Genomic DNA, 24328 nt, shown 5'->3' on the forward strand with positions numbered 1-24328 from the left:
ACCGCTTCCTCATTATTTCGCCTGCCAACTAACAAAGCCCTCTGTAAACAGTAAACCGTTCAATTACAAATACATTACGGTGAGATACGACAGCCGCTATCTGGTTAGATAGTGGCTGTTTTTTTTATTTTTCTCCGTATGCCCGGCTACGCCCCAGTGCCGCAAGACTGATTCCATAGTTGTTATTACTAGCCTTCCCTGTAAGGTCCTTACCGAACTATTCTAAAGGAGCGTGGTTAAGAAAACCCATCCACTAGTCGATACCGCTATAAAAAGATACGTTAACCGCCCTTACTTTTCCGCTTATGAATATAACAAGAGAAGCCTATGACCGTCAACCCCTGTTGATCCGACAGGGGGCTTTAAAACTCTGGGGCGTGCCCCTGGCCACTCGTTCCGACTTTTGCCGAACTCGTCGGCTTTATAGCTTTAATAACTTTTTTGCCGAAGTCTGTTACGACAATACAAATAGCCAATTGACCTGCATCTGCTCTTTTACACAATTGAAACGGTTAGACCCTTATTTAGATCAACTGGATTTCAATGAAGCAGACCCATTACAATCTAGTCAATAAAAGAGCGGTCTCCCCGGACAGATTGCCCGGGGAGGACATTTCCAGGATTAAGTCTATGCCACTTATAACCAGTTTCTCATAAGCAGATAGTCATTCAGGAAAAGCATAATCTGGCATAACGTTGCCATGCGTAGGAAATTCCGGCCTGCTTCTTTTGACGGCATCCGCCATTACCTCACGCACATGCTAAAAACTGCCTTTCAACATGAGTTACTCTTTACGGCTACGGTTCAGCAAGGAAGCACCGGAACCGACGTCCGGCGGGTTCAGGAATGGCTCTGCCTCAATGCCTTACGTTACCCAAACGCAGCCCTCTCCACCAGCCTCGATGGTGAGTTTGGCCCAGCCACCAAACGAGCCGTGCAAAATTTCCAGGTCCTCTTGAAAACGGCCCAAACGGGAGTGGTATCGCCTGACCTTTTCAGCAAATTAAGCGCACCGTTGGCTACAGGTTTCCAGCAGAAATCAACGGGTACACCTCTTCGCAAGGCCATTGTCCAGCTTGCACAAACGCATCTGAAACAGCGTTCAGCAGAGCTACGAACTGGGGCGGCACAGAACCTAGGCCCCTGGGTACGTAGTTATTGCGATGGCTTTGATGGATCTCCTTTCAAGTGGTGCGTTGGTTTTGTTCAATCCATTCTGGATCAGGCAGCCTCGAACGTTGGGCGTGATTTTACCAACATTATGCCTCACACATTAAGCTGCGATGTGCTGGCCCTGAGTGGTCAGAAAAATGGTCGACTGATTTCAAGTGAAACCTTACGAAAGAATCCCCGGCAGATCCAACCCGGCGATCTGTTTCTGCTTCGCGCCAAGGCGCATGAGGCAAACCAGCCAACCGACTGGTTTCACACGGGGCTGATTACGGCGGTATCTGGTGATATTATCGAAACGATTGAAGGCAATACCGATACGCAGGGTGGCAGCAACGGAACAGCCGTTTACGCCCGCGTGCGGAACAGTCAAAAAACGACGCTAGATGTTTTTTCCATCGACGGCTTATGAAATCAGTCACCCATGAACAGGCGACTAATTTCTAAACCACCCTTGTTATCCAGCCCGATTTTCCGTAAATTAGCCAGATTCTAAACGGCAATAATGGACTTTAAACTAACCTCTGAATTTCAACCAACCGGCGATCAGCCAAAGGCCATCGAAAAGTTGGTGAAAGGTGTAAACGAGGGTGAGCCAGCACAGGTACTTCTGGGCGTAACCGGCTCGGGAAAGACCTTCACGGTCGCTAACCTCATTGCACAAACCAACCGGCCAACGCTTGTACTAAGCCATAACAAAACCCTGGCGGCCCAACTCTACGGTGAATTCAAACAGTTTTTCCCGGAAAACGCGGTCGAGTACTTTATCTCCTACTACGATTATTACCAGCCGGAAGCTTTTATTGCTACCACTAATACGTACATCGAAAAAGATCTGGCCATTAACGAAGAAATCGACAAACTTCGGCTGGCGGCCACCTCGGCCCTGATGAGCGGTCGGCGCGATGTGATTGTAGTAGCTTCGGTATCGTGCATTTATGGCATGGGCAATCCGGAAGAGTTCAAACGAAACGTGGTAACAATTGGCGTCGGTCAGCAAATGAGCCGCAACCAGTTTTTACACCAGTTGGTCAGCATTCTCTACAGCCGAACAGAAGGTGAATTTCAACGGGGCAACTTCCGCGTGAAAGGCGACACGGTCGATCTGTATGTCGCCTACGCCGATTTTGCCTATCGTGTCATTTTCTTTGGTGACGAGATCGAAACGATACAGCGAATCGACCCCGGCACGGGCAAAAAAATATCGGCTGAAAGTATCGTAACGATATTCCCGGCCAACCTTTTCGTAACCGGACGCGACACGCTCAACGATGCCATGTACCAGATTCAGGATGACATGGTGGCGCAGGTACGTTACTTCGAATCGGAGTTTCGGGAACAGGAAGCCACCCGCATACGCGAACGGACGGAGTTCGACCTCGAAATGATGCGCGAATTAGGTTACTGCTCGGGTATTGAGAACTATTCCCGTTATTTTGATAAACGGAAACCAGGCCAGCGTCCCTTCTGCCTCCTCGACTATTTCCCGGACGATTACCTGATGGTGATCGACGAAAGCCACGCGACAATTCCGCAAATTCGGGCCATGTGGGGGGGCGACCGCTCGCGAAAAACCGCCCTCGTGGATTATGGTTTCCGCCTGCCCTCGGCCATGGACAACCGACCGCTTACGTTCCAGGAATTTGAGGATTTATCGGGTCAGGCCATTTACGTATCGGCTACACCATCGGACTACGAACTTCGGAAAAGTGAGGGCGTGGTGGTCGAACAGCTTATCCGGCCAACGGGCCTGCTCGACCCCGAAATCGAAGTACGCCCCAGCCTGAATCAGATCGATGATCTGCTCGAATCCATCGACGCCCGTATCAAAAGTGGAGAACGGGTTCTGGTCACGACGCTGACCAAACGCATGGCCGAAGAACTGACCAAATACCTGGATCGGGTAGGCATAAAAACCCGCTACATCCACTCCGAGGTGAAAACGCTGGAACGCGTCGAGATCCTGCGGGATTTACGACTGGGCAACTTCGATGTGCTCGTGGGCGTCAACCTGCTTCGCGAGGGACTTGATCTGCCCGAAGTGTCGTTGGTTGCCATTATGGATGCGGACAAAGAAGGGTTCCTGCGCGACATTCGGTCATTGATTCAGACGATTGGCCGCGCAGCCCGGAATGCGAATGGTAAGGTGATTATGTATGCCGACCGGATCACGGGCTCCATGGAGAAAGCCATTGACGAAACCAATCGACGCCGGGCTATCCAGCTGGAGTATAACACGGACAACGGTATCACGCCGAAGACCGTTCTGAAGTCTCGTGAAGCCATTATGGGTCAGACCAAAGTGGCCGATTCGAAGGCAAAACATTTTTATGTGGAGCCCGAAGAGATCCGGATTGCTGCCGATCCGGTCGTGCGTTACATGGGCAAAGGGGATCTGGAGAAAGTGATCAACGAAACCCAATCGAAAATGGAGCGTGCCGCCAAAGACCTCGACTTTATGGAAGCGGCTCGCCTGCGCGACGAGTTGTTCCAACTGCGGGATAAGTTGAAAAAGGAAACGGCTTAGGATTCACCATTTGCTTACTATTTCATTACTCTTTGTCTTTACATCGGTTGGGGTGAGAGCCTCGACCCCTACCTTGAGGTGATGCGGTTCGGCCGTGTCACCTCATTGTATTTTATGCACGGTGAGTAGTGCAACTATTGGCTCGGTTTCGCCCTTGCGCAGGTCTAGATAAACAAGTGGGTAGTCAATATTGGCCATTCTGGCCTGGTGGAAACCATACGAAAGTTCGCAAGTTATAAAAACTTCATACCTTGCAATCTGTCAGCATAAAATCACTGAATAGCCATGAAACGTATCCTTATTATTCTCGGTGTCATTGCCGCTATAGCCCTCGTCGGCTTTTTTACGCTACGTAGCTGGACTAAATCCAGCAGTCCTGAAGCCATAGCACAAATTGATCAGAACGGCCTGAATATTAAAGTAGATTATTGCCAACCCTATAAGAAAGGCCGTAAGATTTTTGGCGGTTTGGTTCCTTACGGCCAGGTCTGGCGCACGGGTGCCAACGAGGCTACCGTTATTGACTTCGATCAGAATGTGATCGTGGCCGGACAACCCCTGGACAAAGGTGAGTACTCCTTGTGGACTATTCCTTCGCAGAATGGCTGGATTGCTATTTTTAATGGCGAAACCGGTCAATGGGGCACCAATTATGACCAGACAAAGGACGTTCTGCGCGTACCCGTCGTTTCGCAGAAGCACAGCCCCATGTCCGAGCAATTTTATATCACCTTCCGACCAGCAACCAACGGAGTCGATATGGTATTGGCATGGGAGGAAACAGAAGCCGTTGTACCAATCCAGAAACGGTAATCATCGCACTAATTTTTAGCTAAAGCTACCGGTGAAAGCTGGCAGCAATGAACTTGAGCGCATCGGGCAGCCCGGTGCGCCAGTATGTCCAGGTATGCCCCCCATCGCGGACCCGATACTCGTGCGGAATGTTGCGGTCGAGCAGCGCCATATGTAATACAGAATTACCTACGGTTAGGGCATCATCGTCGCCACAGTCAATATACCAACGCACTTTTGACAGATCGCCCTCTGGAGCCGATTTAGCCAGCGTAATGGGACTATTACGTTTCCAGGCAACCGTTAGTCGCTCTTCGCCTTTAGCAGGACCACTGAAAACAGGGGCAAAAACGAGGTTATATCGTTCGTCGGGTATGTTCATGAACCCTTCATCAGTACGAATTCCGGCACTGAGAGCCGCACAGGAACCAAACAGATCAGGGTGGTGCATGGCCAGCACCAACGACCCGAAGCCGCCCATCGACAGACCAGATATAGCCCGAAATTCCCGTTGCGTTCGGGTTCGAAATGACGAGTCGATGTGCGGGATTAGCTCTTGCACGAACATATCCTCGTAGCGAACTTTATTCTGGTAGTCGTTCACAAAGAAGGTTGCCCCGCCATTGGGCATGACAATGATCATGGGCGGTAACTCGCCCGATTTAATGTCTGTGTCGGCAATGCGGTCAGCCTCGCCAAATTGAACCCAGCTTGTTTCATTATCGCCGTACCCGTGAAGCAGATAAACAACCGGATAACGCCGGTTAGACACATAATAATCAGGGGGCAGGTAAATAGAAAACTTGACAGCCCGGTTCATCAGTGAACTATTCATTGTCATACTTTCCAGCAAGCGGGCTTGTGGGGCCGCTACTACCGGAACAGGACCATTCGTTTGTGGGGCCGTCAGTTGGGCCCGCCGACGCGACTGGGCCGAAACCGTCTGAACCACCAGAGCCATCAATAAGCAAATCAGTAACCTACGTACAGCCATTAATTTCAGGAAACGGTTGAATTCTGGTTCAATTTATAAGGAAATAGCAGCCATGCAGTAAGCCGGCGCCTGAATTGGTGTTTTATTTACAGGAAACAGGCATACCACCAACCAGCGCTTATTTATTGTTTAGCCAATAACGGGTTATGTTTACGACTTCAGAGGTCAAGTCCTTCTTTATGTATTATACGTTTAAACGTGGGCTCAGTGTATGGTATTGGTCTACTTTATGAAAAAGAAAGGAGATTTTAGCAAATTTCAGACCTAGTATAACGTATGCCGATGCAAAATCCCCTATTTTCGGGCTATACTAAGTAGTAGCGAATCGTTACTTTATTATCGAATTAGTAGTAACTAGCTAGTTATCAACGACTCTTTAACAAAAGAACGTTACCAGATTCACTACCGCTACCTTTACTTACTTAATACCTACTGTTTAAATTCACTCCAGTTGTATGGCCAAACTGATTATCGTGGACGACGAAAAACCTATTCGGGCGGCTCTACGCGATATTTTAGAGTATGAAGGCTACGATGTTGACGAAGCGAAAGACGGCGAAGAAGGACTGGACATGATCATGCGCACCAGCTACGACGTAGCTTTATGCGACATTAGAATGCCCAAACTGAATGGACTGGAACTGCTCATGAAGGTCAGCGAAGCCGAAAAGAGTACGCAGATCATTATGATCTCGGCTTACGGTAACGTCGAAAACGCAGTTGAAGCAACGAAGCGTGGTGCCTTCGATTTCATTACCAAGCCCCCCGATTTAAATCGGCTGCTGATTACTGTTCGTAACGCTATTGACCGGGCGAAGCTGGTTCAGGAAACTAAAACGCTCAAAAAACGCATCTATAAACTGAACGAAATTGTCGGCGAGTCCGAATCAATCAAGAAAGTTAAAGATACGATCAATCGGGTTGCCGCTACCGAAGCACGGGTACTCGTGACGGGTGCCAATGGATCGGGGAAAGAAATGGTTGCCAAACAGATCCATGAAAAAGGCAGCCGGGCAAACCAGCCACTCGTTGAGGTAAACTGTGCTGCCATTCCAAGCGAACTGATTGAAAGCGAACTGTTTGGCCATGAAAAAGGAGCCTTCACGGGTGCCGCTGCACGGCGCGTGGGCAAATTTGAACAAGCCGATGGTGGCACCTTATTTCTGGACGAAATTGGCGATATGAGCCTGTCGGCACAGGCAAAAGTGCTTCGGGCATTGCAGGAAAGCAAAATTACGCGCGTTGGGGGCGACAAAGAAATCAAAGTCAACGTACGGGTTATTGCCGCTACCAACAAAGACCTGCGGCAGGAAATCGTTAATGGCAATTTTCGGGAAGATTTGTTTCACCGCCTGAGTGTCATCATGATTCACGTTCCTCCCCTCACCGAACGGCGGGGCGACATTCCACTCCTGGCGGATAAGTTTCTTCACGATATAGCCACCGAATATGGTGCTCCCGCGAAAGAAATTTCACCCGATGCGATGAGCTTTCTGCAATCGCTGCCGTGGTCGGGTAATGTGCGCGAATTGCGTAACGTTATCGAACGCCTGGTCATCATGTGCGGAGACGAGATCATGCTGGATGACGTGAAGTTATATGCTTAGATGGCTGTAAATAACAAAGTTGTTTGTACTTTATCATGTGTACGAACAACTTTGTTATTTACAGCCATCTAGTTGATAACAAGCAAATTACACCCTCTGACGTCGGAATTATCGAAGCGACCGATAACGCGGAAATTACCCGGTACCAATCCGCCTTCTTCGTCAACGTATTGCCCCAAATCCTGCGTTTCAATGAATGAACACGAATCCAAATTTGCCAGATCGACAACATTGATCCCGCCGGTGCGACGCTCGCCGGTCTGGCGTGACCCGGTCTGGCGTGACCCGGTGTGAGGGGAATCATCTGGATAAATGAAAAAGGGGTCATTTATATCGCGCAACAAGACGCGAAGGGTTGAACTAGGCTTGAAAATGCCATCACCCGCCGAATAAGCTTGGGAAAGTAATTCCGTCATGCCATATTCGGAATGTATGGTGCTAACGCCCAATCGATCGGTCAGAATTTCATGTACCTCCTCGCGGAGGAGTTCTTGTCGACGGCCTTTCATACCGCCGGTTTCCATAATGACCAGGCGGGGAAGCTGGCCAAGAAATGACAAATCAGAGGCCGACTCGGCCCAGTCCAGCAGGCCAAACGTCACACCAATCAGCAAAATCTGTTTTTGGTCAGGCTGTTGGGAAAGATACCGGAGCCGGTCCGTCAGCTCCGTGTGATTATGAAGAAAAAAACCAGACTGATTTGAGTTAGTTTGCTCCATAAATCGCTGAACCATATACACGAGTGAGGAGTTATTTCGTTCAAGATAAGACGGCAGCAAGGCCAGAATGTGGAAATTGCTGAGCGAGCCGTACGTCTGCTCGAAAATCCGGGTGCTGATGGCATCATACAGAGCCGGGTCAGGTACCACATGATGGCTGGTTACGACAGGACCGATACTACGATCAGTGGTACCACTGCTGGCAAAGGTGAGCATTGAGTCGGGCCGGTCCAGTTTTGAGTCCGTGCTGATACCGGTCAGAACCGTATGTGTTTTAAAAAAACCAATCGGCATGAACGGTATTTGCCTGACATTCGTGATCGTTTCGGGCAGAACGTTCAGGTGACGTACATAGGCTGCGTAAATAGGGTTATGAACCGCCTGATATCGAAAAACGGCTAATGCCAGCGAATCGAATGACTCGCGGACGGGCTGACCAGCGCTGAGCGTCAGAATTTGTTGCCGAAGTGATTGCCGACGTGCAGCGGTCTCGGCTGGAAGTGTTGATAAAAAAGACAAAATAACAAAAGCGTTTATTGCACAACGAATACAACAGTATGCGACGGCAACTAATTCAACCGTATTTCTTCGTAGTAGGCATAGCCCTCACTTTATCTTCTTGCTTTAACGAGCCCAATTACTCCAACACGCCTGCCATTGATTACAAAGGTATCTTCAAATACACCATTGAAGCCGGTAAGGGTGTTGGTAAAGGAAAGCGGGACTCCGTTGTAATCACCATCGGCTTTAAGGATGGCGATGGCAACATTGGCAACAGCATTCCCTTGCCTAAAGCTGACTCCCTTCAGTACGCCACAAACGGCAACTGGGGAAGCTACCGCATCCGAACGTTTCGGTTGATTAACAAGAAGTATCAGGAAGAAACATTAGCCGTCAACAATGCACTTTATATTCCCGATCTGACGAAGGGCAAGCCTAAGGGGGCTATTGAGGGATCCCTTGACTTCAATCAGATTTACCAGTACGGTTCCGGTTTTAGATTTTACCCCACTAAGTATCAGATTGAAATTCGCGACCGTACTCTGAACGTCAGTAACATCGTTGAAACCGATACTATTTCGGTACCCTGGACTCAATAAGCTGTTAAGGATTTTCAGACGTTACATCACCGAAAGTAAGACGTCATTTACGTTGTGGGTGAGCCGGCTAACGTAAATGACGTCTTACTTTTTATTCAGGATAATTCGGAACGTTGTGCCTTTTCCCACTTCCGAGCTTTTGACGTAGAGTCGGCCATTGTGGTACTCTTCAACAATGCGCTTGGCCAGCGTCAGGCCTAATCCCCATCCCCTTTTTTTGGTACTGAAACCGGGAGAGAATACCTTCTGCATGTTTGCTTTGGAAATTCCCTTGCCGTTATCCGTAATGTCGATGGCGACCTCATCGTGGGGCAACGGCACCATATTTAGCCGCAGTTCGCCCACGCCCTTCATGGCATCAACGGCATTTTTGCAGATGTTTTCAATCACCCATTCAAACAGTAATTTATTGATTCGGACCATCTGGTTGGGCGGCAACTGACTGGTAACGCTCATTTTTACTTTCGTTGAGATCCGCCTTCCCAGATAATCGGTAAACTGCCGAACAACATCGTTTACATTCTCCTCTTTCAGCGTTGGCACTGAACCAATGCTCGAAAAACGCGCCGTAATCGTCTCTAATCGTTGAACATCTTTTTCAATTTCGTCCGTGATCGAGCCGTCGAACTGGTCAGGATCGGAACGCATGTACTCGACCCAGGCCATGAGCGACGACATGGGTGTGCCTAACTGGTGCGCAGTTTCTTTGGCCAATCCAACCCAGACGCGATTTTGCTCTGCCCGTCGCGATGAGCTGAAGGCCAGGTAAGCCAACACACCCAGGGCGGCCAGAATCAGCAATAAAACATAGGGAAAGTATGTCAGTTGCCGCAACAGATTCGAGTTGGTATAATAGACGAGGCCACGAACGCCATTTCCCATCTCCACAATCAATGGCGGGTGTTTTTTACGCATCTCGATGGTTTTCTGACGCAGAAACTTTTCGGTTTCCTCGGGCGTATACTCCGCCGGGACTTCAATATTTCGTTGCATAGCTATCTGGCCATCGGGGTCTATGTAAATAGCCGGAATCGTACTATTAGCTTCCAGAATTTCGCTGGTTACAAAGGTCAGGTCACCGGCATCGACGTGGCTCGAATCGACCAGATACGCAATGCTTTTCGCATAGAGTTCTACATACTGCTCTTCGCGGGCTTCCAGCTTATTGATCAGTCGGTTTGTGTAGAGCACGGACCCTGTTCCAACCAGAAGCAGATTGAGGGCCACAATAATTTTCAGAATGTTATTCTGATTGTAAATATCAAATGACTTCAGCATAGGGTTCTGCTGCTTTTCTGTACCAATGATCGAAAGGACCATTGTCTAAAAGCGGCTCGTGTGGTCGTGTAAAAGTAGGCGTATCAGGCGACTAAACAGCTGGTTGCTTTTCAGCCTTGGGCAACCTTCTCTCTAGCCTTACTTTATAAACGGCAAAAGCGCTTTAATTGTGTAAAACCGAACCACCAGCCAGGCCATTACGTTACCAATTTGAATAGGATTGAACAAAGAATTTGGCCATTTATTTGGACGAATTCTAAATAGCAAATTCGATTGCCGTGGGTATGTTCATGTACGGCAATAATGCCGTAATTTTGTCAAGGCTACAAGCCAATTTGCGTGATTTACCATAATGTTAGACACCTTCAAAACAATTAGTTTATCGCATAAAACGGCACCTCTGCAGGTACGTGAACTAATTGCACTTAACGAAGACGAGGCCAAGCGACTGATGCTTCGGTTGCGGGACTTTTTTGGGTTAACCGATTTGCTGGTTATTTCAACATGCAACCGTACGGAGGTCTATTACGCCTTTGAACAGGACCTGAACGCCGATATTGCCCGGTTGTTGCTCATTGAAAAAGGCCTGACCGATACCGATAACTATTTGCCTTATTTCCAGTTTTTCGCAGCGCATAACGACGCTGTGCGGCATTTGTTTGAAGTATGCGTCGGCTTGCATTCGCAGGTTGTCGGCGACATGCAGATTCCCAATCAGGTGAAGCAATCGTATCAATGGTCGGCTGATTTAGATATGGCCGGGCCGTTTTTACACCGGCTCATGCATACGATTTTCTTCACCAACAAACGGGTAGCCCAGGAAACACCGTTCCGCGATGGAGCCGCTTCAGTTTCCTATGCAGCTGTCGAGCTGATCGATGAGTTGATCGGCGAAAAACAGAATCCGAATGTGCTGGTCATTGGTCTGGGTGAAATTGGAACCGACGTTTGCAAAAACCTCGAAGCCCGGAACTTAACAAACATCACACTGTGTAACCGCACGCAGGCCAAAGCCGATGTGCTGGCCAGCCAATACGGATTCCGGGTAGCCGACTTTTCGAACCTGACCGATGAAATTCGTCGGGCCGATGTGATCATTTCGTCCATCATGCGTGATGACCCACTGATTACGCCCGAACTGCTTCAGGACGTGAATGTACTGACATTCAAATATTTCATCGACTTATCGGTCCCTCGCAGTGTGGATGCGGCCGTTGAGCAAATTCCGGGTGTACTCGTTTACAACATCGACCATATCCGTAACCGGGCCGACGAAGCGCTGAATCAACGTCTGGCGGCTATTCCCAAAGTCGAAGCAATCATTACACAGGCCGTGGCCGAGTTCGGCGACTGGTCGAAAGAAATGGTCGTGTCGCCCACGATCAATAAATTAAAGAATGCGCTGGAGCAAATTCGTCGCGACGAAATTGCCCGCCATATGAAGCATCTTACCCCCAACGAGTCAGAGAAAATAGAGAAGATTACCCGGGGTATTATGCAGAAGATCATTAAACTACCCGTTCTTCAACTCAAAGCTGCCTGTAAACGGGGCGAAGCTGAAACGCTTATCGATGTGCTGAATGATTTGTTCGATCTGGAGAAGCAATCCGTCGACGAGCAGAAACACACGTATTAATTCATATAGTTTTCCGTTATTAAAACTCCTGAATCGGTATCGGTTTAGGAGTTTTACGTTTATACGGCTCCCTTGAACCACGGCACGTTTACCGGCTCATCCATAGACCATGTCCCGACTCATCAATACCCTGTTCCGCTTATTCCTGATAGCTGTGCTCGTGGCTGGTCTGATCGCCATTTGGGAGCAGATACGGGGCAATACACTACTGAGCCGTTTCCGGCGGGGCGATAACACGACGCAAAGCATTGTCCTGAAAGAAGTTAAAACACTGGGTAAGCTGGAGCTCGTACGCTACACGTTCAAAGACATTGTTGAACACGAGCAGGTTAATACGTTTTTGCCCAATGCAAATGCCGTTCTGATTGTGGAAGGAGAAGCCACGGGTTGCCTCGACCTTACCCAGATTAACCTGAATGATATCAGGACCATGGCAGATTCAATCACGATCCAGCTACCCAAACCAGAACTCTGCGGCTGGAAAATCAACCACGACCGGTCGCGGGTATATGATACCCATTTCTCCTTCCTGAACGAATCGCAGTTAGTAAGCGATGCTTATCGCAAGGCCGAGCACCAGGTTAAACAATCGGCATTGACCGGCGGCATTCTGAACCAGACCCAACAGAACGCTACCCAGCTATTGCGTCCGCTACTGGAGCGCATTTCCGGCAAAAAAGTGGGCTTTACCTTTCAGGATCAGGCAAAATAATACATGATCCACATCATGGCGCTCGTCAGTATACCCGCGTAAAAAATATCGGATTGGTAGAAAGCAAGGGGTTCTTTCTCCCGCTTCATGTACCACCAAAACAGCGCAAATGTCAGCAAAGCAGCCGGAATAGATGCTTGCTGGGGCGTAATGACGTTTATAAACACCAAACTGATTGGTAGCAGCTGAAGCAGAAAAAACCGCAGCAAGGCGCTACCGATTCCATTTACCGGAACCGCCATGTCGTGATCTTTCACCTGACCGGTCCGGCGGTTGAAATAAACGCTGAGCAGCGCAATCAGAACCGAGCCGATCACAAAAATCAGGAATACCCGATACAGGAAATTGAGGGTTAGACCGAAGGTTTCCCGAACCCAGGCCGAGTCGACCAGCACATGATCGTACAGCCAATCGCAGCCAAAGCCAATAAACGGCGAACTCATCAGGACAATGACGGCCGCTTTGGGGTTGGTCTTCCGCCAGAGTATGCCCCAGAAAAAGACAACGACCAGACCAGGTTTCAGGTACGAGGTTTGATTGGCCAAGATCAGAAAAAAATTATCCGACGACGTTGGATCGAAGGTCGTGTAGGCCAATCCCGTCGCGATGGCGCACATCACAAAAACACCCAGTTGCCCAAACCGAACCGTTGATTTGTCGGTAGCATTGGGTTGCATGTACTTCCGGTACACATCGTAGGCCAGCATGGTCGATACGGAGTTCATCATGGAATAAATCGCCGAAAAGATGGCACACATCAGCCCGGCCAGAATCAGTCCCACGAAACCATAGCCCATCGGTACAACGGTTTTCAAGAGCGTCAGGAAGGTGTCGTCGGGCTTGATCACATTTTCCCCAAAACGGCTTCTGAACAGATAAAAAGCAGCCGTACCCGCTCCGATCGAAAAGAACGGAATGATCAACTTCAGAAAACCAGCAGCTATTGAACCTAACTTAGCATCGCGCTCCGTCTGAGCGGCCAGCACCCGCTGCACCTGATACTGGTTGGTTGTCCAATAGAAGAAATTGAGAATGGTCAGACCCGTGAAAATACCCAGCCAGGGTAATTTCGGGTGGTTAGCGGGCAGATACAGGTGCATCTTGTTCGCTTCGGCATGATCCAGCGCAAGCAAACCCGAGAGGCCCCCAATTTCTGGCTGCATGTATGTTAACGTCCCCATCAACAGCACAGAGATGATCATGACGACGGTGAGAATATTGTCGGCAATGACGACGGACTCCATGCCGCCGAAAACCGTAAAGAGGATGGTGACCGTAGCAATCACCAGAATGCCCTGCAAATAGGTTAGCTCCCAGCTGGTACCCTGAAACAAAATACCCAACGTCCGGCTACCAATATAAAAACCGCCAATTAGCTGAATCATAATAAACGCAATCATCAGCACGGTGTACACCAGGCGGGTCTGGCTGCTGTACCGATTTTCGAGAAATTGCGAAAGAGTAAAAAACTGCCGTTTTCGATAAATGGGAATGAATAGATAAACAAGAACCAGAATGGCCGGTACGGCCCAAACCTCATAATGGCTCTGAACGAAACCGATCGAATAGCCGATGCCCATCATACCAATTATCTGCTGGGCATGGATGTTCGTACCGAATATAGACCCGGCCACGGAATACCATTTCAGCGAGCGGCCAGCCATGAAGTACTCTTCGGAGCTTTTCTTTTTAAAGCTGGAATACATACTGGCTGTCACTAAAAATAACAACAGCAAAACAACCACGACCAGGTCGAGGGCACTCAGGGATTGAAGCATGCTAAGAAATATAGTTCAGCCAGCCCGACAGCACGGACGCAATCTTACACCCGTAATTCACCGGTTGTCAGAGGAGTAACGGGAGTAGTCGTCGGTGTTCGCCCCTGCTCAACCGATAATTTAACGTTAGGCAAGTGCGGCAATACGTGTTTACCGAACAACTCACACTCCTCAATGAGCGGATAACCCGACAAAATAAACGACCGAATACCCATATCCATGTAGCGGTTTAGCTTGTCGATGATCTGCGCGGGTGTACCCACCAAAGCGCCCCCACAGCCCGACCGGGCACGACCAATACCCATCCAAAGCATCGGTTCGATAAAGTCGTCGGGGTCGGCCTGCGCACGAAGCTCATTCTGCCGAAGGACGCCCGCCGACTGCCAATCCTGCGTCCGGCTCTTAAGTTGTTCGCCCACAACAGCATCGAATTTCGACATCAGGGTCTTGGTGTAGGCTCTGGCTTCCTCTTCCGTTTCACGCACAATGACGTGAATGCGCAGACCAAAGTCAATGGTACGACCATGCCGGGCAGCTCGCTCACTCATGTCCTGCATGGTTGCGTAAATATTATCTTCGGGCTCGGGCCACATCAGAAACACGTCGCAGTGCTTGGCGCAGACCTCCTTTGAGCCAGGTGAAATACCGCCAAAATACAAAAGGGGCCCTCCGTTTTGCTGGTAGGGTTTTACGGGGTCTGTTTTCATACTTATTTTCCCGTAAACCTCTCCATCAAACTCAATCCGATCCTGGGTCCAGGCCTGTTTCAGAATGTCAATTACCTCCTCGCAGCGTTTATACCGAAACGCATGGTCTTCTTTCAATCCTGGCAAGTCGGAGTTGATAATGTTGATCGTTAGCCGCCCCTGCAACAGATGATCGAGCGTAGCGATGTGGCGAGCCAGCATTGGTGGGTGAATTTCGCCGGTACGAATGGCGGCCAGCATCGAAATATTGGCTACCTGAGGAGCCATAGCACTGGCAAATGGAATGACCTCCTGCCCCACAAGGTAGGACGTCGGCAATAGAATATTTTCGAAGCCCAGGCGATCGGCCGTTTTCAGAATATCGGCACAGTGCGCATAATTACTGCGTCGATCAGGGTCGAGCGTACCCAGAAAGGCCGTGTCGCCCCCGCATAAATCATCGAACCAGGCCACTTCACAAACACGCTTTTGCGTTCGAGCCGCTACAGCCTGAATAGGTTCACTAAGCATACGCAAACATAATCGTAGCCGACTTTCCAGATCGACTGGAATAAGCTATTGAGGTAATTTATACCATTGAATATCTTTCAATGACTGACGCCGAAACGTGCCGATGCTCACTGCATTCTGGGGCCCATAATTCTTTTCGAGATAGTCTAAAACCACTTTCTCGGATTCGCCCAGGTCCCAGAGTTTATGGTATTTCTGCATCCAGCGAATGCGTTCTACCCAGCCCGCCCGCGTAAAGCGATGCTGCAAAATGAGCTTAGACGAATGGCAGGCCGTACACTGCGCTTTGACCATCATCAGGTTGGGATCGTTGATCATCCCCGATTCTGCATCAATTTTCACCGTATCGGCAGCCAATACGGGTGCTTTGGCAATCGATGGCTTTTGACTAACGGAAACGTTCCGAAAACTAGCCAGGCTTATCAGTAAGACGCCTATCAGAAAAAAAGCGATTACGTACTTCATGTTGTTATAGGTTGTTCATTAGTCTCCAAGCTCACAGGCTACCCTTAAGCAGACGTCCTAGCTCGCTTTTACGGCAATTCGATGGCAAGCATTATTCAGGTAACCACCGGGATTCCATTGTGGAATAACCACCGGCTGGGCAACGCCACTACTATCCGTAGCCCGAACCCATACCTCATAATAACCCGGCTGAGGGAACGTCAGTTCGGTGGACCAGTGCTGCCAGGCCAGGCGATTTTTGGGAGCCTGAAGCTTACTTTTTTGCCAGGTAGCGCCATAATCGATCGATGTCTCTACCGCACTCACCGTTCGATCGCCCGCCCAGGCATGTCCGCGAAGAGCGAGAGGTTTCTTCGAATCGACCATAGCACCCGTTTTGGGATACGTGATCAGCGACTTAACGGGCATGGACTCAATGATGCGGAAATTTTCGGGCGTCTCCGGGATTTTTTCACCCGGCTGAACGGGCCGAATGGGCATTCTATAGCTGTGCCCTTCCATTTTTGCCCCGTCGTGAATTTTGTCCCGCACAGCAATCGTATGCAGCCATTTGCCCGATACCGATGCCGGCCAGCCTCCAATCACCAGCCGGAGCGGATAACCGTGAGCCAGCGGAATATCCTTTCCATTAAGTGCCCAGGCAATAAGAGTTTCGTTTTCGAGGGCTTTTTTCATCGGCACACCCCGCGAGATTGCCACTTTAGTGGGGTCCTGGCTCAGGTGCGGATCTTTGCCATAATAGCCAATGTAAACAGCATCCTCTTTCAACCCAACATCAGCCAGAATGTCCTTCAGCCGAACGCCGGTCCATTCAGCGCAGCTAACGGCCCCCTGATCCCAAGGATTTCCCGTCGTTTGCGGTTCAAACCCAGAGCGGCCGTTGCCTCCGCACTCAAGCACAAGCTGATAGGTATAGGGTTTGAATCGTTTTTTCAGATCGTTGAGCGTGTAGGTTTTCGTCGTTTTTACCGACTCCCCTTTTATGGTCAACGTCCAGGTTTCAGGGTTAATGGGTTCCGTGGGAATCAGGCCGTTGTTGCGAATAAACATTTTTTCGACAGGCGTGACGGCATCGTCCAGCAAATGAACAGGCGTCTCCACGTTCCAGGGTTTATCACCCAGCACTTTCATATCCGGGCTTTTTCCTTTGAGCGGATCATAGTCGAACCCCAGAGGAGTATAAAAAGGCGGTATCCGATCGGCAAAAACGATGTGCGTGCCAACCAAGGTTGTCAGCGTAGCCAACGCACTTTTCCGGAGAAATCCCCGCCGATCGTGAATCTGGTGATGCATAGATTCAGTTTAGTTATTCTTGAGTAGACAAAGTTGGCGAATAGCCGCTTAACAACACGCATATAAGCGTTCGACTTTTTTCTTTTCGGGGCGTTGACCTGACAAATCAAACAGAATGCCTGGGCATATGCCTGATCCTAAGCCCTGTCGATAATTTTTTAACGGAAACCCAGCCAATACCGTATTATTAACGGGTTAACCAGCGTATTTAACAGTTTTTAACCAATATCATTCCTAAGAAAGACGTTTTGTAGTACAATCGTTAACGGCTTTATGACTCATGAATACGTCTCCGCAACCTGTTAAGAATGGCGATTTGTTGATTGCCGAACCCTACATGGGCGACAATAATTTTGAACGTAGTGTGGTTCTAGTCTGTGAACATAATGCAGTTGGCACCTTTGGCCTGGTCCTGAATCAACTTACGGATATTCACCTCAGTGATGTTATTGACGATATTCACACGGATTTACCGCTGTTTGTTGGTGGCCCTGTTCAACAGAACACGCTTCACTTTATTCATCGTCGGCCCGATTTAATCGACGGTTCGATCCATGTCGTTGATGATTTATACTGGAGTGGCGATTTTGACCAGATTAAACAGGCGGTCAATCTGGGCACGCTCACTGAGCGGGATATCCGTTTCTTTATCGGCTACTCGGGCTGGAACCAGGGGCAACTCGACAGCGAATTACTCCAGAAGGCCTGGATCATCAGTCGTACGAAAGCCGATTTTCTGTTCGATACGCCAACAGCCGAATTCTGGCGTGAAGTGCTGAAACGTAAGGGAGGTGAGTATAAATCCATTGCCCATTATCCCGTTGATCCCCGGCTTAATTAGCCCGTCAACGCATCGACGGCCCAACGGCCAACAACGATTTATTAACTTTTTTCACCAATTTTACGGCGGTCCGACGTTTCGGGCAGTCCGCCGTTTCGGATAAAAACTTGTTATTGAAGGCGAGTCGCCTTTCAACAGTCCTGCATGCATACATCTCGCTTACTACTTCTCTTTTTTTTAGTGACCTCTCCCCTGCTCATCCGGGCGCAAAGTGATAAACCGATTGGTGGCCATTTTGGGGTAAAATTAGGGGCTTCATTTACCCAGGTGTCTATCTCGGGAACGACTGTCAACATTCCAAAGCGGGCGCTGGAGCCGAATATAGGGGTTATGTACCGGTATCGGTACAACCGCCTGGTGCTTCAGCCCGAAGTGCTTCTGGCGGTCAAAGGGGGCACATTTCAACAGGAACAGGTTGGAGGACGGTCAACCACCAGCCATTCCTATTATTATGTGAGCGCCCCTATTCTGCTGGGTTATATTCCAACAGAGGGCCTGACCATACAGGCTGGTCCAGAGTTCAGCTATGCGCTCAATTCGGGCTCAACCAATGGCCCCGGTGCTCAAAATGATCTGGGAGCCGTGTTAGGTGTTCATTATGATTTTCTGGATATGCTGAGCAAATTCAGCTTACACGTCCGCTACGTATACGGGTTTACCAATGTTTCCAACGAAGCAACGGCGTCTTATTATAACCGGAACCTTCAGGTAAGTCTGGTTTATAATATTTTCCCGAAGAAAAAGAAGAAGTAAGTTAACCGGTGGTTTACGGAGTACGGTTTAGAGCGGACCGCCGTAAGCCTTAATCCGTAAACCAGCTACCGCATGCTTTCCGACTTTGGGATTATTCTGCTGTTTATTCTGGCGGCCTTCGCCTTTATTGCCGTCGTTCTGTTTGTGGCGCGTATGCTGCGCCCTGATAAGCCAAACATTGAGAAAAACAGTACGTACGAATCGGGAGAAGAGCCTACTGGCAATGCCAATGTGCAGTTTAACATTCGGTTTTACGTCGTGGCCCTGGTTTTTGTCCTGTTCGATGTTGAACTGGTTTTTCTGTTTCCCTGGGCTACGGTATTTGGCCAGGAACGACTCATCGCGGAGACAGGCGGTTTGTGGGGCTGGTTTGCGCTTACCGAAGTCTTTCTGTTTGTTGTCATTCTGGCCCTAGGCCTTGCCTATGTATGGGCAAAGGGTTACCTTGACTGGGTAAAACCGCAACCCAAGCTACCATCGGTTGAAACTAAAGTACCAGCTCAACTGTATCAGCAGGTAAACGAACGCTACAAACGCTGACCCCCTACGAACCAGCCAGGATCGTATTTTCGGGAGCTTTATAGCCGCGATTTTATTTATCTCTGCCCAATTATGACCTCTCAGACAACTGATAAAACCGGCGAAGCCAGCGTTATTCTGATGCATTCGGAAGACCTGCTCAACTGGTCGCGTGAGAAATCAATGTGGCCGATGAGCTTTGGGCTGGCTTGCTGCGCCATCGAAATGATGCAGGCCTTTGCCGCCAGTTACGACCTCGAACGTTTCGGTATCTTTCCGCGTCCTTCTCCCCGGCAGTCCGACATTATGATTGTGTCGGGCACGGTAACGTATAAGATGGCCGACCGTATCCGGCGACTCTACGAGCAAATGGCCGAGCCACGGTATGTTATTTCCATGGGCTCCTGTTCCAACTGTGGCGGGCCCTACTGGCAGCACGGGTATCATGTTGTAAAAGGCGTGGACCGAATTATTCCAGTCGACGTATACGTGCCAGGTTGCCCGCCCCGCCCGGAGGCATTGATCGATGGTTTTTTGAAATTGCAGGAAAAAATCAGGACAGAACATCCCCTGTCTACCCCTAAAGAAGATCAGGCTAGCTCCTAGAAACGTGAACGCACTACGCACATCCCTTCAACAAACACGACGTTCGTTTCGGCTTCTGTGGCTGATTTACGGCATCACACTGGTGCTGGGCCTGCTGGTTGCCTTACCGTTTTACAATACCCTCAAGGTAGAAGACCAGAATTCACTGGCCTTTATGAACCTGTTGAAAGGCTTCGATTATACAGTTTACTCGGACTTTATGCACCGCAGCCAACGCACGATATCCCCACTAATGAGTGTAGGGCGTTGGCTGGGCAGTCTCTACGTGTTGCTGAGTTTATTTTTTGCGGGAGGTATCTTGCTGCGCTTCTCTCAGCCCTACAATTCATTCAGCAGTGGGCTGTTCTGGCAGGGGTGCGCGCATTATGTAGGCCGTTTTTTGCGCCTTTTTGGCGTTACGTTACTCTTTGTCGTAGTTGGGGCCGGGCTGTGGCTGGTCATTGGATCGTTGGTTAGCGTTGCGGTCAACGATAGCTTTACAGAGCGTGGGCTGTTCTGGATTGGCGCGGGCTTCTTTGCGCTCTTTGCTCTCACGGCCACGTTGGTCCTGTGCATTGGCGACTACGCCAAAGTACTCATGTTTCGGGAAGATGAGCACAATGCCTTTCGGGCCTTTGGGCAGGCCGGACGTCTGGTTGTGCAAAATCTGACCCGAACATACGGCCTCTACTGGCTAACGATTTTAGCGGGAACGGGCCTGTTCGGCATCTATTTTCTGCTCGATGATCTGATTCTGATGAGCGGCTGGATGACCATTTTGATCATGTTTATTGTTCAGCAAACGTTGATTTTTGCGCGTGTAGCCCTAAAAGTATGGTGGTTGGGCACCGCGTATATCAGCTACCAAGCACTGCCCAAACCCATCCCTGTTCTTCGAAAATCGCCACCGGTTGCGCACACGACCGAATCCGAACCGGAGCCGCCTTTGAACCCGCTCGCTTCCTGAGTGGTCCTGAACGGCTGTTATTAATCCGTTTCTACATGCCCCATTTGGTCGAAATCAATATGTATAAACCGGTGTAAGCTATCATGGCCACAATGAATGTTATTCAGCCAGGCCTGGGTCAGTATGCCGACGAAAAAACCATTCGGTGACTAGCGGCTTTTAATCGTTCTTTTCCATTTACATCAGGATTTAGATTTCCGGTAGTCATTTCTGCACAATCTTCTTTGGTCATTTCGTATACTTGCAGAACCGTTTCGCTTTTTAACTTCGCTTTTTGCCGTATGGCTATTCCTGCTGTTTCGCCTAAACCACATCCTCCTACCGTTGGGTACTTCGGCCTGCCCGTCATTGTGGCCGCTCTGGGTTACTTTGTTGATATTTATGACCTGCTCCTTTTTGGGATCGTTCGGGTGCCCAGTCTGAAAGACCTTGGCCTTACGCCCGATCAGATCTCGACCGTTGGGGCCAGCATCATTAACTGGCAAATGGGTGGACTTTTGCTCGGTGGAATCCTATGGGGTGTTATTGGCGACAAACGGGGCCGACTATCGGTGTTGTTCGGCAGTATCATTACCTACTCGATTGCGAATATTGCCTGCGGCTTTGTCAAACACATTACCTTCATGGATCCAGCTATGTATTATGCGTTGATGCGTTTCGTAGCGGGTATCGGGCTGGCTGGTGAATTAGGCGCGGGCATCACGCTCGTTAGTGAAGTACTTCCCAAAGAGAAACGTGCCATCGGCACCTCGCTGGTGGCAGGTATTGGCCTCTTCGGCGCTGTAGTGGCTTACTTCACGGTGAAATTATTCGATTGGCAAACGGCTTTTTTTGTGGGTGGCGGCCTGGGATTTGGGCTGTTGCTGCTGCGGGTCGGTGTCGTTGAATCGGGTATGTTCAAAGACGTGTCCGATCAGAAACATGTCAATCGGGGCGATTTCCTTTCGTTTTTCACCAATGCAAATCGCCTGAGCCGCTACCTCAAATGCATTGGCATTGGCTTACCAACCTGGTTTGTCATTGGTATTCTGGCTACGTTCAGCAACGAATTTGGTAAGGCGCTGGGCATTGCCGAAGAAATTCAGCCGGGACTCGCCATTATGTGGTGTTACGTTGGGCTGGCCACCGGCGATCTGGCCAGCGGATTCATCAGTCAGGCCATGGCCTCCCGCAAGAAAGGGGTTGCCTTGCTCATGGCCATTGCTTTGGTTTTCAGCCTGATTTATCTGTATGTAGGTATTACGTCGGCCACGGCCTTATACGGCCTCTGTCTGGCAATGGGCTTTGGCATTGGCTACTGGGCCATGTTCGTCACCATCGGGGCCGAGCAGTTTGGCACGAACCTACGCGCTACGGCGGCCACCACCGTGCCTAACATGGTGCGTGGTCTGGTAATTCCAATGACCTTAACTTACCAGTACCTCAAACCGTCGCTGGCGGTCATCAATGCCGGAGCCGTCGTTGGTCTGATTTGCTTTATCCTCGGCTTTTACTCGATTCTGACCATCCCCGAAACCCACGGCAAGGACTTAAACTATCTGGAAGAATAAGAGCTGAACGGACGCCTGTCAACATACCATTCATTCAGACATCCATTATGCAAACTCTCTCCCCTCCCCGCGTTTCCTTCCGCCCGTTGTTTGCTCTACCCGTTATCGTTTCGGCGCTGGGTTTCTTTGTGGATGTCTATGACATGCTGATTTTCAGCATCGTACGGGTACCAAGTCTGCAATCACTGGGATTGTCGGAAGCGGAGGTTTCGCAGGCCGGTACGTTTATTCTGAATTGCCAGCAGGCGGGTCTGGTGGTGGGTGGTTTTCTGTGGGGAGCCCTGGGTGACAAGCGGGGGCGCATGTCAGTGCTGTTTGGCAGTATCGTCACCTACTCGATCACAAACATTGCCTGCGGCTTTGTACAGGACGTCAACGTTTATGCCCTACTGCGATTTATAGCGGGAGTCGGGCTCTCGGGTGAGATCGGCGCGGCCATGGTGCTCGTATCGGAAATACTCCCGAAAGCCATCCGAAGCTACGGCTCGTCGATGGTAGCGGGTATCGGGTATCTGGGCGCGGGTGTAGCGTATCTGACGGTTGAGTATTTCAACTGGCGAACGGCGTTCTGGGTGGGTGGTGGCATGGGCATCGCGCTGCTCCTGCTGCGGGTAAGCGTGTTCGAGTCGGGCGTTTTCAACCGCATGAAAACCGACCACAAAGAAGTCAGCCGTGGTAATTTTCTTTATTTTTTCAGTAGCTGGCCTCAATTTATCAAATACATCCGGTGCGTATCGGTGGGCGTTCCAACCTGGTTCATTGTCGGCATTCTGGCCACATTTGCCAATGAATTTGGTCAGGCGCTGGGCATCGAAGAGGTCGTAAAGCCGGGTCGTTGTGTTATGATGATCTACGTCGGACTAGCGGGTGGCGATTTGCTGTCGGGGCCCATAAGCCACTGGCTGCAATCCCGCCTGAAAGCCATCACCGGTTTGTTGATTATGAGCGCCTTATTGAGTGGCGTTTATCTGTTTGGTGGCATCAAGACCGCGAGCGGTCTGTACACGGTTTGCTTACTGGCCGGTTTCTGCACGGGCTATATTGCCATGTTTCTGACGATGGTTGCCGAACTTTACGGCACAAACCTCCGCAATACGGCCACCACCTCGGTGCCAAGTGTTGTCCGGGGCACATTGATTCCGATGACCCTTCTATTTCAGTTTCTTAAACCGTCGATGGGTGCTTTACTGGCGGCTGGATTATTGGGCATTGTGGTGTATGGCCTGTCTTTCTGGTCGCTGAGCCGCATGGATGAAACGTTCGGCAGGGATTTGGATTTCGTAGAATGACCAGGAACCGCTCATCATTTTTCTAAACCGTTGCTCCAGAACAACAGCGGTTGGGGGGCTTCCCGGCATCATTGGGTTGACAGCTAAAGGTTTCCATTAAACTCCTTTCAACTCCATGAAAACGTCCATCAAAGTACTCGCCAGCGCTCTTCTCGTAGCTTTGACAGTCTCTATTTCATCGCCTGCTCTAGCCGATGATCACAAATCTCAAAACAAAGTATTCTCAGCCGCCATGTTCCCGGCGGCCAATGCCAACAAGCTCTGGTTATGTCTGGAAAAATACAAATCGGAGAACAAGATCGATCTGATGCTGATCAGTGAAAAAGGCGAGGTTCTGTTTCAGGAAGTTCTGTGTGGAAAAAACAGCAAGCAGAACGCCTATCGCCAGCAATTCGATATGAGCGAACTGAAGGATGGTAATTACACCTTCCGGGTAATGGCAGGTACTCAAAAAGAAGAATTCGCTTTCAGATTGACTACGCCTGCCGTAGAGGCCATTCAACCCACACGGCTCATTGCAATCAACTAAACACCT

At 49.7% G+C, this 24328-nt stretch carries 23 protein-coding genes; 16 read left to right on the top strand and 7 right to left on the bottom strand.

Annotated features, from left to right (window positions below; all coding sequences use genetic code 11):
• The first annotated feature begins 305 nt into the window (after positions 1-305).
• The 4 genes from ACYVAM_RS09865 (at position 306) to ACYVAM_RS09880 (ending at position 4511) form a co-directional block, all read left to right on the top strand.
• Positions 306-575, top strand: a complete 270-nt coding sequence (locus ACYVAM_RS09865; RefSeq protein ID WP_461066391.1) for a hypothetical protein — start codon at positions 306-308, stop codon at positions 573-575.
• A gap of 126 nt (positions 576-701) precedes the next feature.
• Positions 702-1583, top strand: a complete 882-nt coding sequence (locus ACYVAM_RS09870; protein ID WP_461066393.1) for a peptidoglycan-binding domain-containing protein — start codon at positions 702-704, stop codon at positions 1581-1583.
• Between the two features lie 93 nt (positions 1584-1676).
• Positions 1677-3698 (top strand): excinuclease ABC subunit UvrB, encoded by a 2022-nt coding sequence (gene uvrB / locus ACYVAM_RS09875; protein ID WP_461066395.1) that lies wholly within the window; start codon positions 1677-1679, stop codon positions 3696-3698.
• A 285-nt stretch (positions 3699-3983) separates the two neighbouring features.
• Complete coding sequence (locus tag ACYVAM_RS09880) at positions 3984-4511, top strand: DUF2911 domain-containing protein (RefSeq protein WP_461066397.1); 528 nt, start codon at positions 3984-3986, stop codon at positions 4509-4511.
• Between the two features lie 25 nt (positions 4512-4536).
• On the opposite strand, the gene ACYVAM_RS09885 is transcribed toward ACYVAM_RS09880, so the two are convergent.
• The gene (locus ACYVAM_RS09885) at positions 4537-5484 is read right to left on the bottom strand and encodes an alpha/beta hydrolase (RefSeq protein WP_461066399.1); all 948 of its coding nucleotides are present in this window, start codon (positions 5482-5484) and stop codon (positions 4537-4539) included.
• Positions 5485-5939: 455 nt separating this feature from the next.
• On the opposite strand from ACYVAM_RS09885, the gene ACYVAM_RS09890 reads away from it, so the two are divergent.
• A complete protein-coding gene (locus ACYVAM_RS09890) occupies positions 5940-7091 on the top strand; it encodes a sigma-54-dependent transcriptional regulator (protein ID WP_461066401.1) in 1152 nt (383 codons plus the stop codon).
• 68 nt (positions 7092-7159) lie between these two features.
• On the opposite strand, the gene ACYVAM_RS09895 is transcribed toward ACYVAM_RS09890, so the two are convergent.
• Positions 7160-8329: an acyl transferase gene (locus ACYVAM_RS09895; RefSeq protein ID WP_461066403.1), complete on the bottom strand. Its 1170-nt coding sequence runs from the start codon at positions 8327-8329 to the stop codon at positions 7160-7162.
• Positions 8330-8367: 38 nt separating this feature from the next.
• Here ACYVAM_RS09895 and ACYVAM_RS09900 point away from each other — a divergent pair, with 38 nt between their 5' ends.
• On the top strand, positions 8368-8910 hold the full coding sequence (locus tag ACYVAM_RS09900) for a hypothetical protein (RefSeq protein WP_461066405.1): 543 nt from the start codon (positions 8368-8370) through the stop codon (positions 8908-8910).
• Positions 8911-8994: 84 nt separating this feature from the next.
• Here ACYVAM_RS09900 and ACYVAM_RS09905 read toward each other — a convergent pair whose 3' ends face one another.
• Complete coding sequence (locus ACYVAM_RS09905) at positions 8995-10188, bottom strand: sensor histidine kinase (protein ID WP_461067060.1); 1194 nt, start codon at positions 10186-10188, stop codon at positions 8995-8997.
• Positions 10189-10540: 352 nt separating this feature from the next.
• On the opposite strand from ACYVAM_RS09905, the gene hemA reads away from it, so the two are divergent.
• Entirely contained in the window at positions 10541-11824 is a 1284-nt protein-coding gene (gene hemA, locus ACYVAM_RS09910; RefSeq protein WP_461066407.1) for a glutamyl-tRNA reductase, read from the top strand.
• A gap of 109 nt (positions 11825-11933) precedes the next feature.
• A complete protein-coding gene (locus ACYVAM_RS09915) occupies positions 11934-12536 on the top strand; it encodes a DUF4230 domain-containing protein (protein ID WP_461066409.1) in 603 nt (200 codons plus the stop codon).
• Here the strand turns inward: ACYVAM_RS09915 and ACYVAM_RS09920 are convergent.
• From ACYVAM_RS09920 to ACYVAM_RS09935, 4 genes are read right to left on the bottom strand one after another with little or no spacing between them, the layout of a single operon-like run.
• Positions 12524-14314: a sodium:solute symporter family transporter gene (locus ACYVAM_RS09920; protein ID WP_461066411.1), complete on the bottom strand. Its 1791-nt coding sequence runs from the start codon at positions 14312-14314 to the stop codon at positions 12524-12526. The two genes, ACYVAM_RS09915 and ACYVAM_RS09920, sit on opposite strands and share 13 nt — an antisense overlap.
• A gap of 44 nt (positions 14315-14358) precedes the next feature.
• A complete protein-coding gene (locus tag ACYVAM_RS09925; protein WP_461066413.1) occupies positions 14359-15531 on the bottom strand; it encodes an LLM class flavin-dependent oxidoreductase in 1173 nt (390 codons plus the stop codon).
• Between the two features lie 45 nt (positions 15532-15576).
• Positions 15577-15996, bottom strand: a complete 420-nt coding sequence (locus ACYVAM_RS09930; RefSeq protein WP_461066415.1) for a hypothetical protein — start codon at positions 15994-15996, stop codon at positions 15577-15579.
• Positions 15997-16053: 57 nt separating this feature from the next.
• Positions 16054-17289: a sulfite oxidase gene (locus tag ACYVAM_RS09935; RefSeq protein ID WP_461066417.1), complete on the bottom strand. Its 1236-nt coding sequence runs from the start codon at positions 17287-17289 to the stop codon at positions 16054-16056.
• A gap of 280 nt (positions 17290-17569) precedes the next feature.
• Here ACYVAM_RS09935 and ACYVAM_RS09940 point away from each other — a divergent pair, with 280 nt between their 5' ends.
• The 8 genes from ACYVAM_RS09940 (at position 17570) to ACYVAM_RS09975 (ending at position 24322) form a co-directional block, all read left to right on the top strand.
• On the top strand, positions 17570-18130 hold the full coding sequence (locus ACYVAM_RS09940) for a YqgE/AlgH family protein (protein ID WP_461066419.1): 561 nt from the start codon (positions 17570-17572) through the stop codon (positions 18128-18130).
• 144 nt (positions 18131-18274) lie between these two features.
• Positions 18275-18883 carry a porin family protein gene (locus ACYVAM_RS09945; RefSeq protein WP_461066421.1) on the top strand — a complete coding sequence of 203 codons (609 nt, stop codon included), beginning with the start codon at positions 18275-18277 and terminating at the stop codon, positions 18881-18883.
• A 72-nt stretch (positions 18884-18955) separates the two neighbouring features.
• Positions 18956-19423 carry an NADH-quinone oxidoreductase subunit A gene (locus ACYVAM_RS09950; RefSeq protein WP_461066423.1) on the top strand — a complete coding sequence of 156 codons (468 nt, stop codon included), beginning with the start codon at positions 18956-18958 and terminating at the stop codon, positions 19421-19423.
• Between the two features lie 72 nt (positions 19424-19495).
• Complete coding sequence (locus ACYVAM_RS09955) at positions 19496-20008, top strand: NADH-quinone oxidoreductase subunit B (protein WP_461066425.1); 513 nt, start codon at positions 19496-19498, stop codon at positions 20006-20008.
• 4 nt (positions 20009-20012) lie between these two features.
• Positions 20013-20954 carry a hypothetical protein gene (locus ACYVAM_RS09960; RefSeq protein ID WP_461066427.1) on the top strand — a complete coding sequence of 314 codons (942 nt, stop codon included), beginning with the start codon at positions 20013-20015 and terminating at the stop codon, positions 20952-20954.
• 281 nt (positions 20955-21235) lie between these two features.
• Complete coding sequence (locus tag ACYVAM_RS09965) at positions 21236-22504, top strand: MFS transporter (protein WP_461066429.1); 1269 nt, start codon at positions 21236-21238, stop codon at positions 22502-22504.
• Between the two features lie 47 nt (positions 22505-22551).
• Positions 22552-23793 (top strand): MFS transporter, encoded by a 1242-nt coding sequence (locus ACYVAM_RS09970; protein ID WP_461066431.1) that lies wholly within the window; start codon positions 22552-22554, stop codon positions 23791-23793.
• A 115-nt stretch (positions 23794-23908) separates the two neighbouring features.
• The gene (locus ACYVAM_RS09975; protein ID WP_461066433.1) at positions 23909-24322 is read left to right on the top strand and encodes a hypothetical protein; all 414 of its coding nucleotides are present in this window, start codon (positions 23909-23911) and stop codon (positions 24320-24322) included.
• The last annotated feature ends 6 nt before the right edge of the window (positions 24323-24328 follow it).

Source organism: Spirosoma horti, from assembly GCF_054776595.1.

Excerpts from the sequence above, each read along its gene's own strand:
- ACYVAM_RS09935 (WP_461066417.1), bottom strand. The coding sequence starts at position 17,289 with ATGCATCACCAGATTCACGATCGGCGGGGATTTCTCCGGAAAAGTGCG.
- ACYVAM_RS09970 (WP_461066431.1), top strand. The coding sequence starts at position 22,552 with ATGCAAACTCTCTCCCCTCCCCGCGTTTCCTTCCGCCCGTTGTTTGCT.
- ACYVAM_RS09950 (WP_461066423.1), top strand. The coding sequence starts at position 18,956 with ATGCTTTCCGACTTTGGGATTATTCTGCTGTTTATTCTGGCGGCCTTC.
- hemA (WP_461066407.1), top strand. The coding sequence starts at position 10,541 with ATGTTAGACACCTTCAAAACAATTAGTTTATCGCATAAAACGGCACCT.
- ACYVAM_RS09865 (WP_461066391.1), top strand. The coding sequence starts at position 306 with ATGAATATAACAAGAGAAGCCTATGACCGTCAACCCCTGTTGATCCGA.
- ACYVAM_RS09905 (WP_461067060.1), bottom strand. The coding sequence starts at position 10,188 with ATGCTGAAGTCATTTGATATTTACAATCAGAATAACATTCTGAAAATT.
- ACYVAM_RS09870 (WP_461066393.1), top strand. The coding sequence starts at position 702 with ATGCGTAGGAAATTCCGGCCTGCTTCTTTTGACGGCATCCGCCATTAC.
- ACYVAM_RS09885 (WP_461066399.1), bottom strand. The coding sequence starts at position 5,484 with ATGGCTGTACGTAGGTTACTGATTTGCTTATTGATGGCTCTGGTGGTT.
- ACYVAM_RS09975 (WP_461066433.1), top strand. The coding sequence starts at position 23,909 with ATGAAAACGTCCATCAAAGTACTCGCCAGCGCTCTTCTCGTAGCTTTG.
- ACYVAM_RS09955 (WP_461066425.1), top strand. The coding sequence starts at position 19,496 with ATGACCTCTCAGACAACTGATAAAACCGGCGAAGCCAGCGTTATTCTG.
- ACYVAM_RS09940 (WP_461066419.1), top strand. The coding sequence starts at position 17,570 with ATGAATACGTCTCCGCAACCTGTTAAGAATGGCGATTTGTTGATTGCC.
- ACYVAM_RS09915 (WP_461066409.1), top strand. The coding sequence starts at position 11,934 with ATGTCCCGACTCATCAATACCCTGTTCCGCTTATTCCTGATAGCTGTG.
- ACYVAM_RS09965 (WP_461066429.1), top strand. The coding sequence starts at position 21,236 with ATGGCTATTCCTGCTGTTTCGCCTAAACCACATCCTCCTACCGTTGGG.
- ACYVAM_RS09925 (WP_461066413.1), bottom strand. The coding sequence starts at position 15,531 with ATGCTTAGTGAACCTATTCAGGCTGTAGCGGCTCGAACGCAAAAGCGT.
- ACYVAM_RS09890 (WP_461066401.1), top strand. The coding sequence starts at position 5,940 with ATGGCCAAACTGATTATCGTGGACGACGAAAAACCTATTCGGGCGGCT.
- ACYVAM_RS09900 (WP_461066405.1), top strand. The coding sequence starts at position 8,368 with ATGCGACGGCAACTAATTCAACCGTATTTCTTCGTAGTAGGCATAGCC.
- uvrB (WP_461066395.1), top strand. The coding sequence starts at position 1,677 with ATGGACTTTAAACTAACCTCTGAATTTCAACCAACCGGCGATCAGCCA.
- ACYVAM_RS09945 (WP_461066421.1), top strand. The coding sequence starts at position 18,275 with ATGCATACATCTCGCTTACTACTTCTCTTTTTTTTAGTGACCTCTCCC.
- ACYVAM_RS09920 (WP_461066411.1), bottom strand. The coding sequence starts at position 14,314 with ATGCTTCAATCCCTGAGTGCCCTCGACCTGGTCGTGGTTGTTTTGCTG.
- ACYVAM_RS09930 (WP_461066415.1), bottom strand. The coding sequence starts at position 15,996 with ATGAAGTACGTAATCGCTTTTTTTCTGATAGGCGTCTTACTGATAAGC.
- ACYVAM_RS09880 (WP_461066397.1), top strand. The coding sequence starts at position 3,984 with ATGAAACGTATCCTTATTATTCTCGGTGTCATTGCCGCTATAGCCCTC.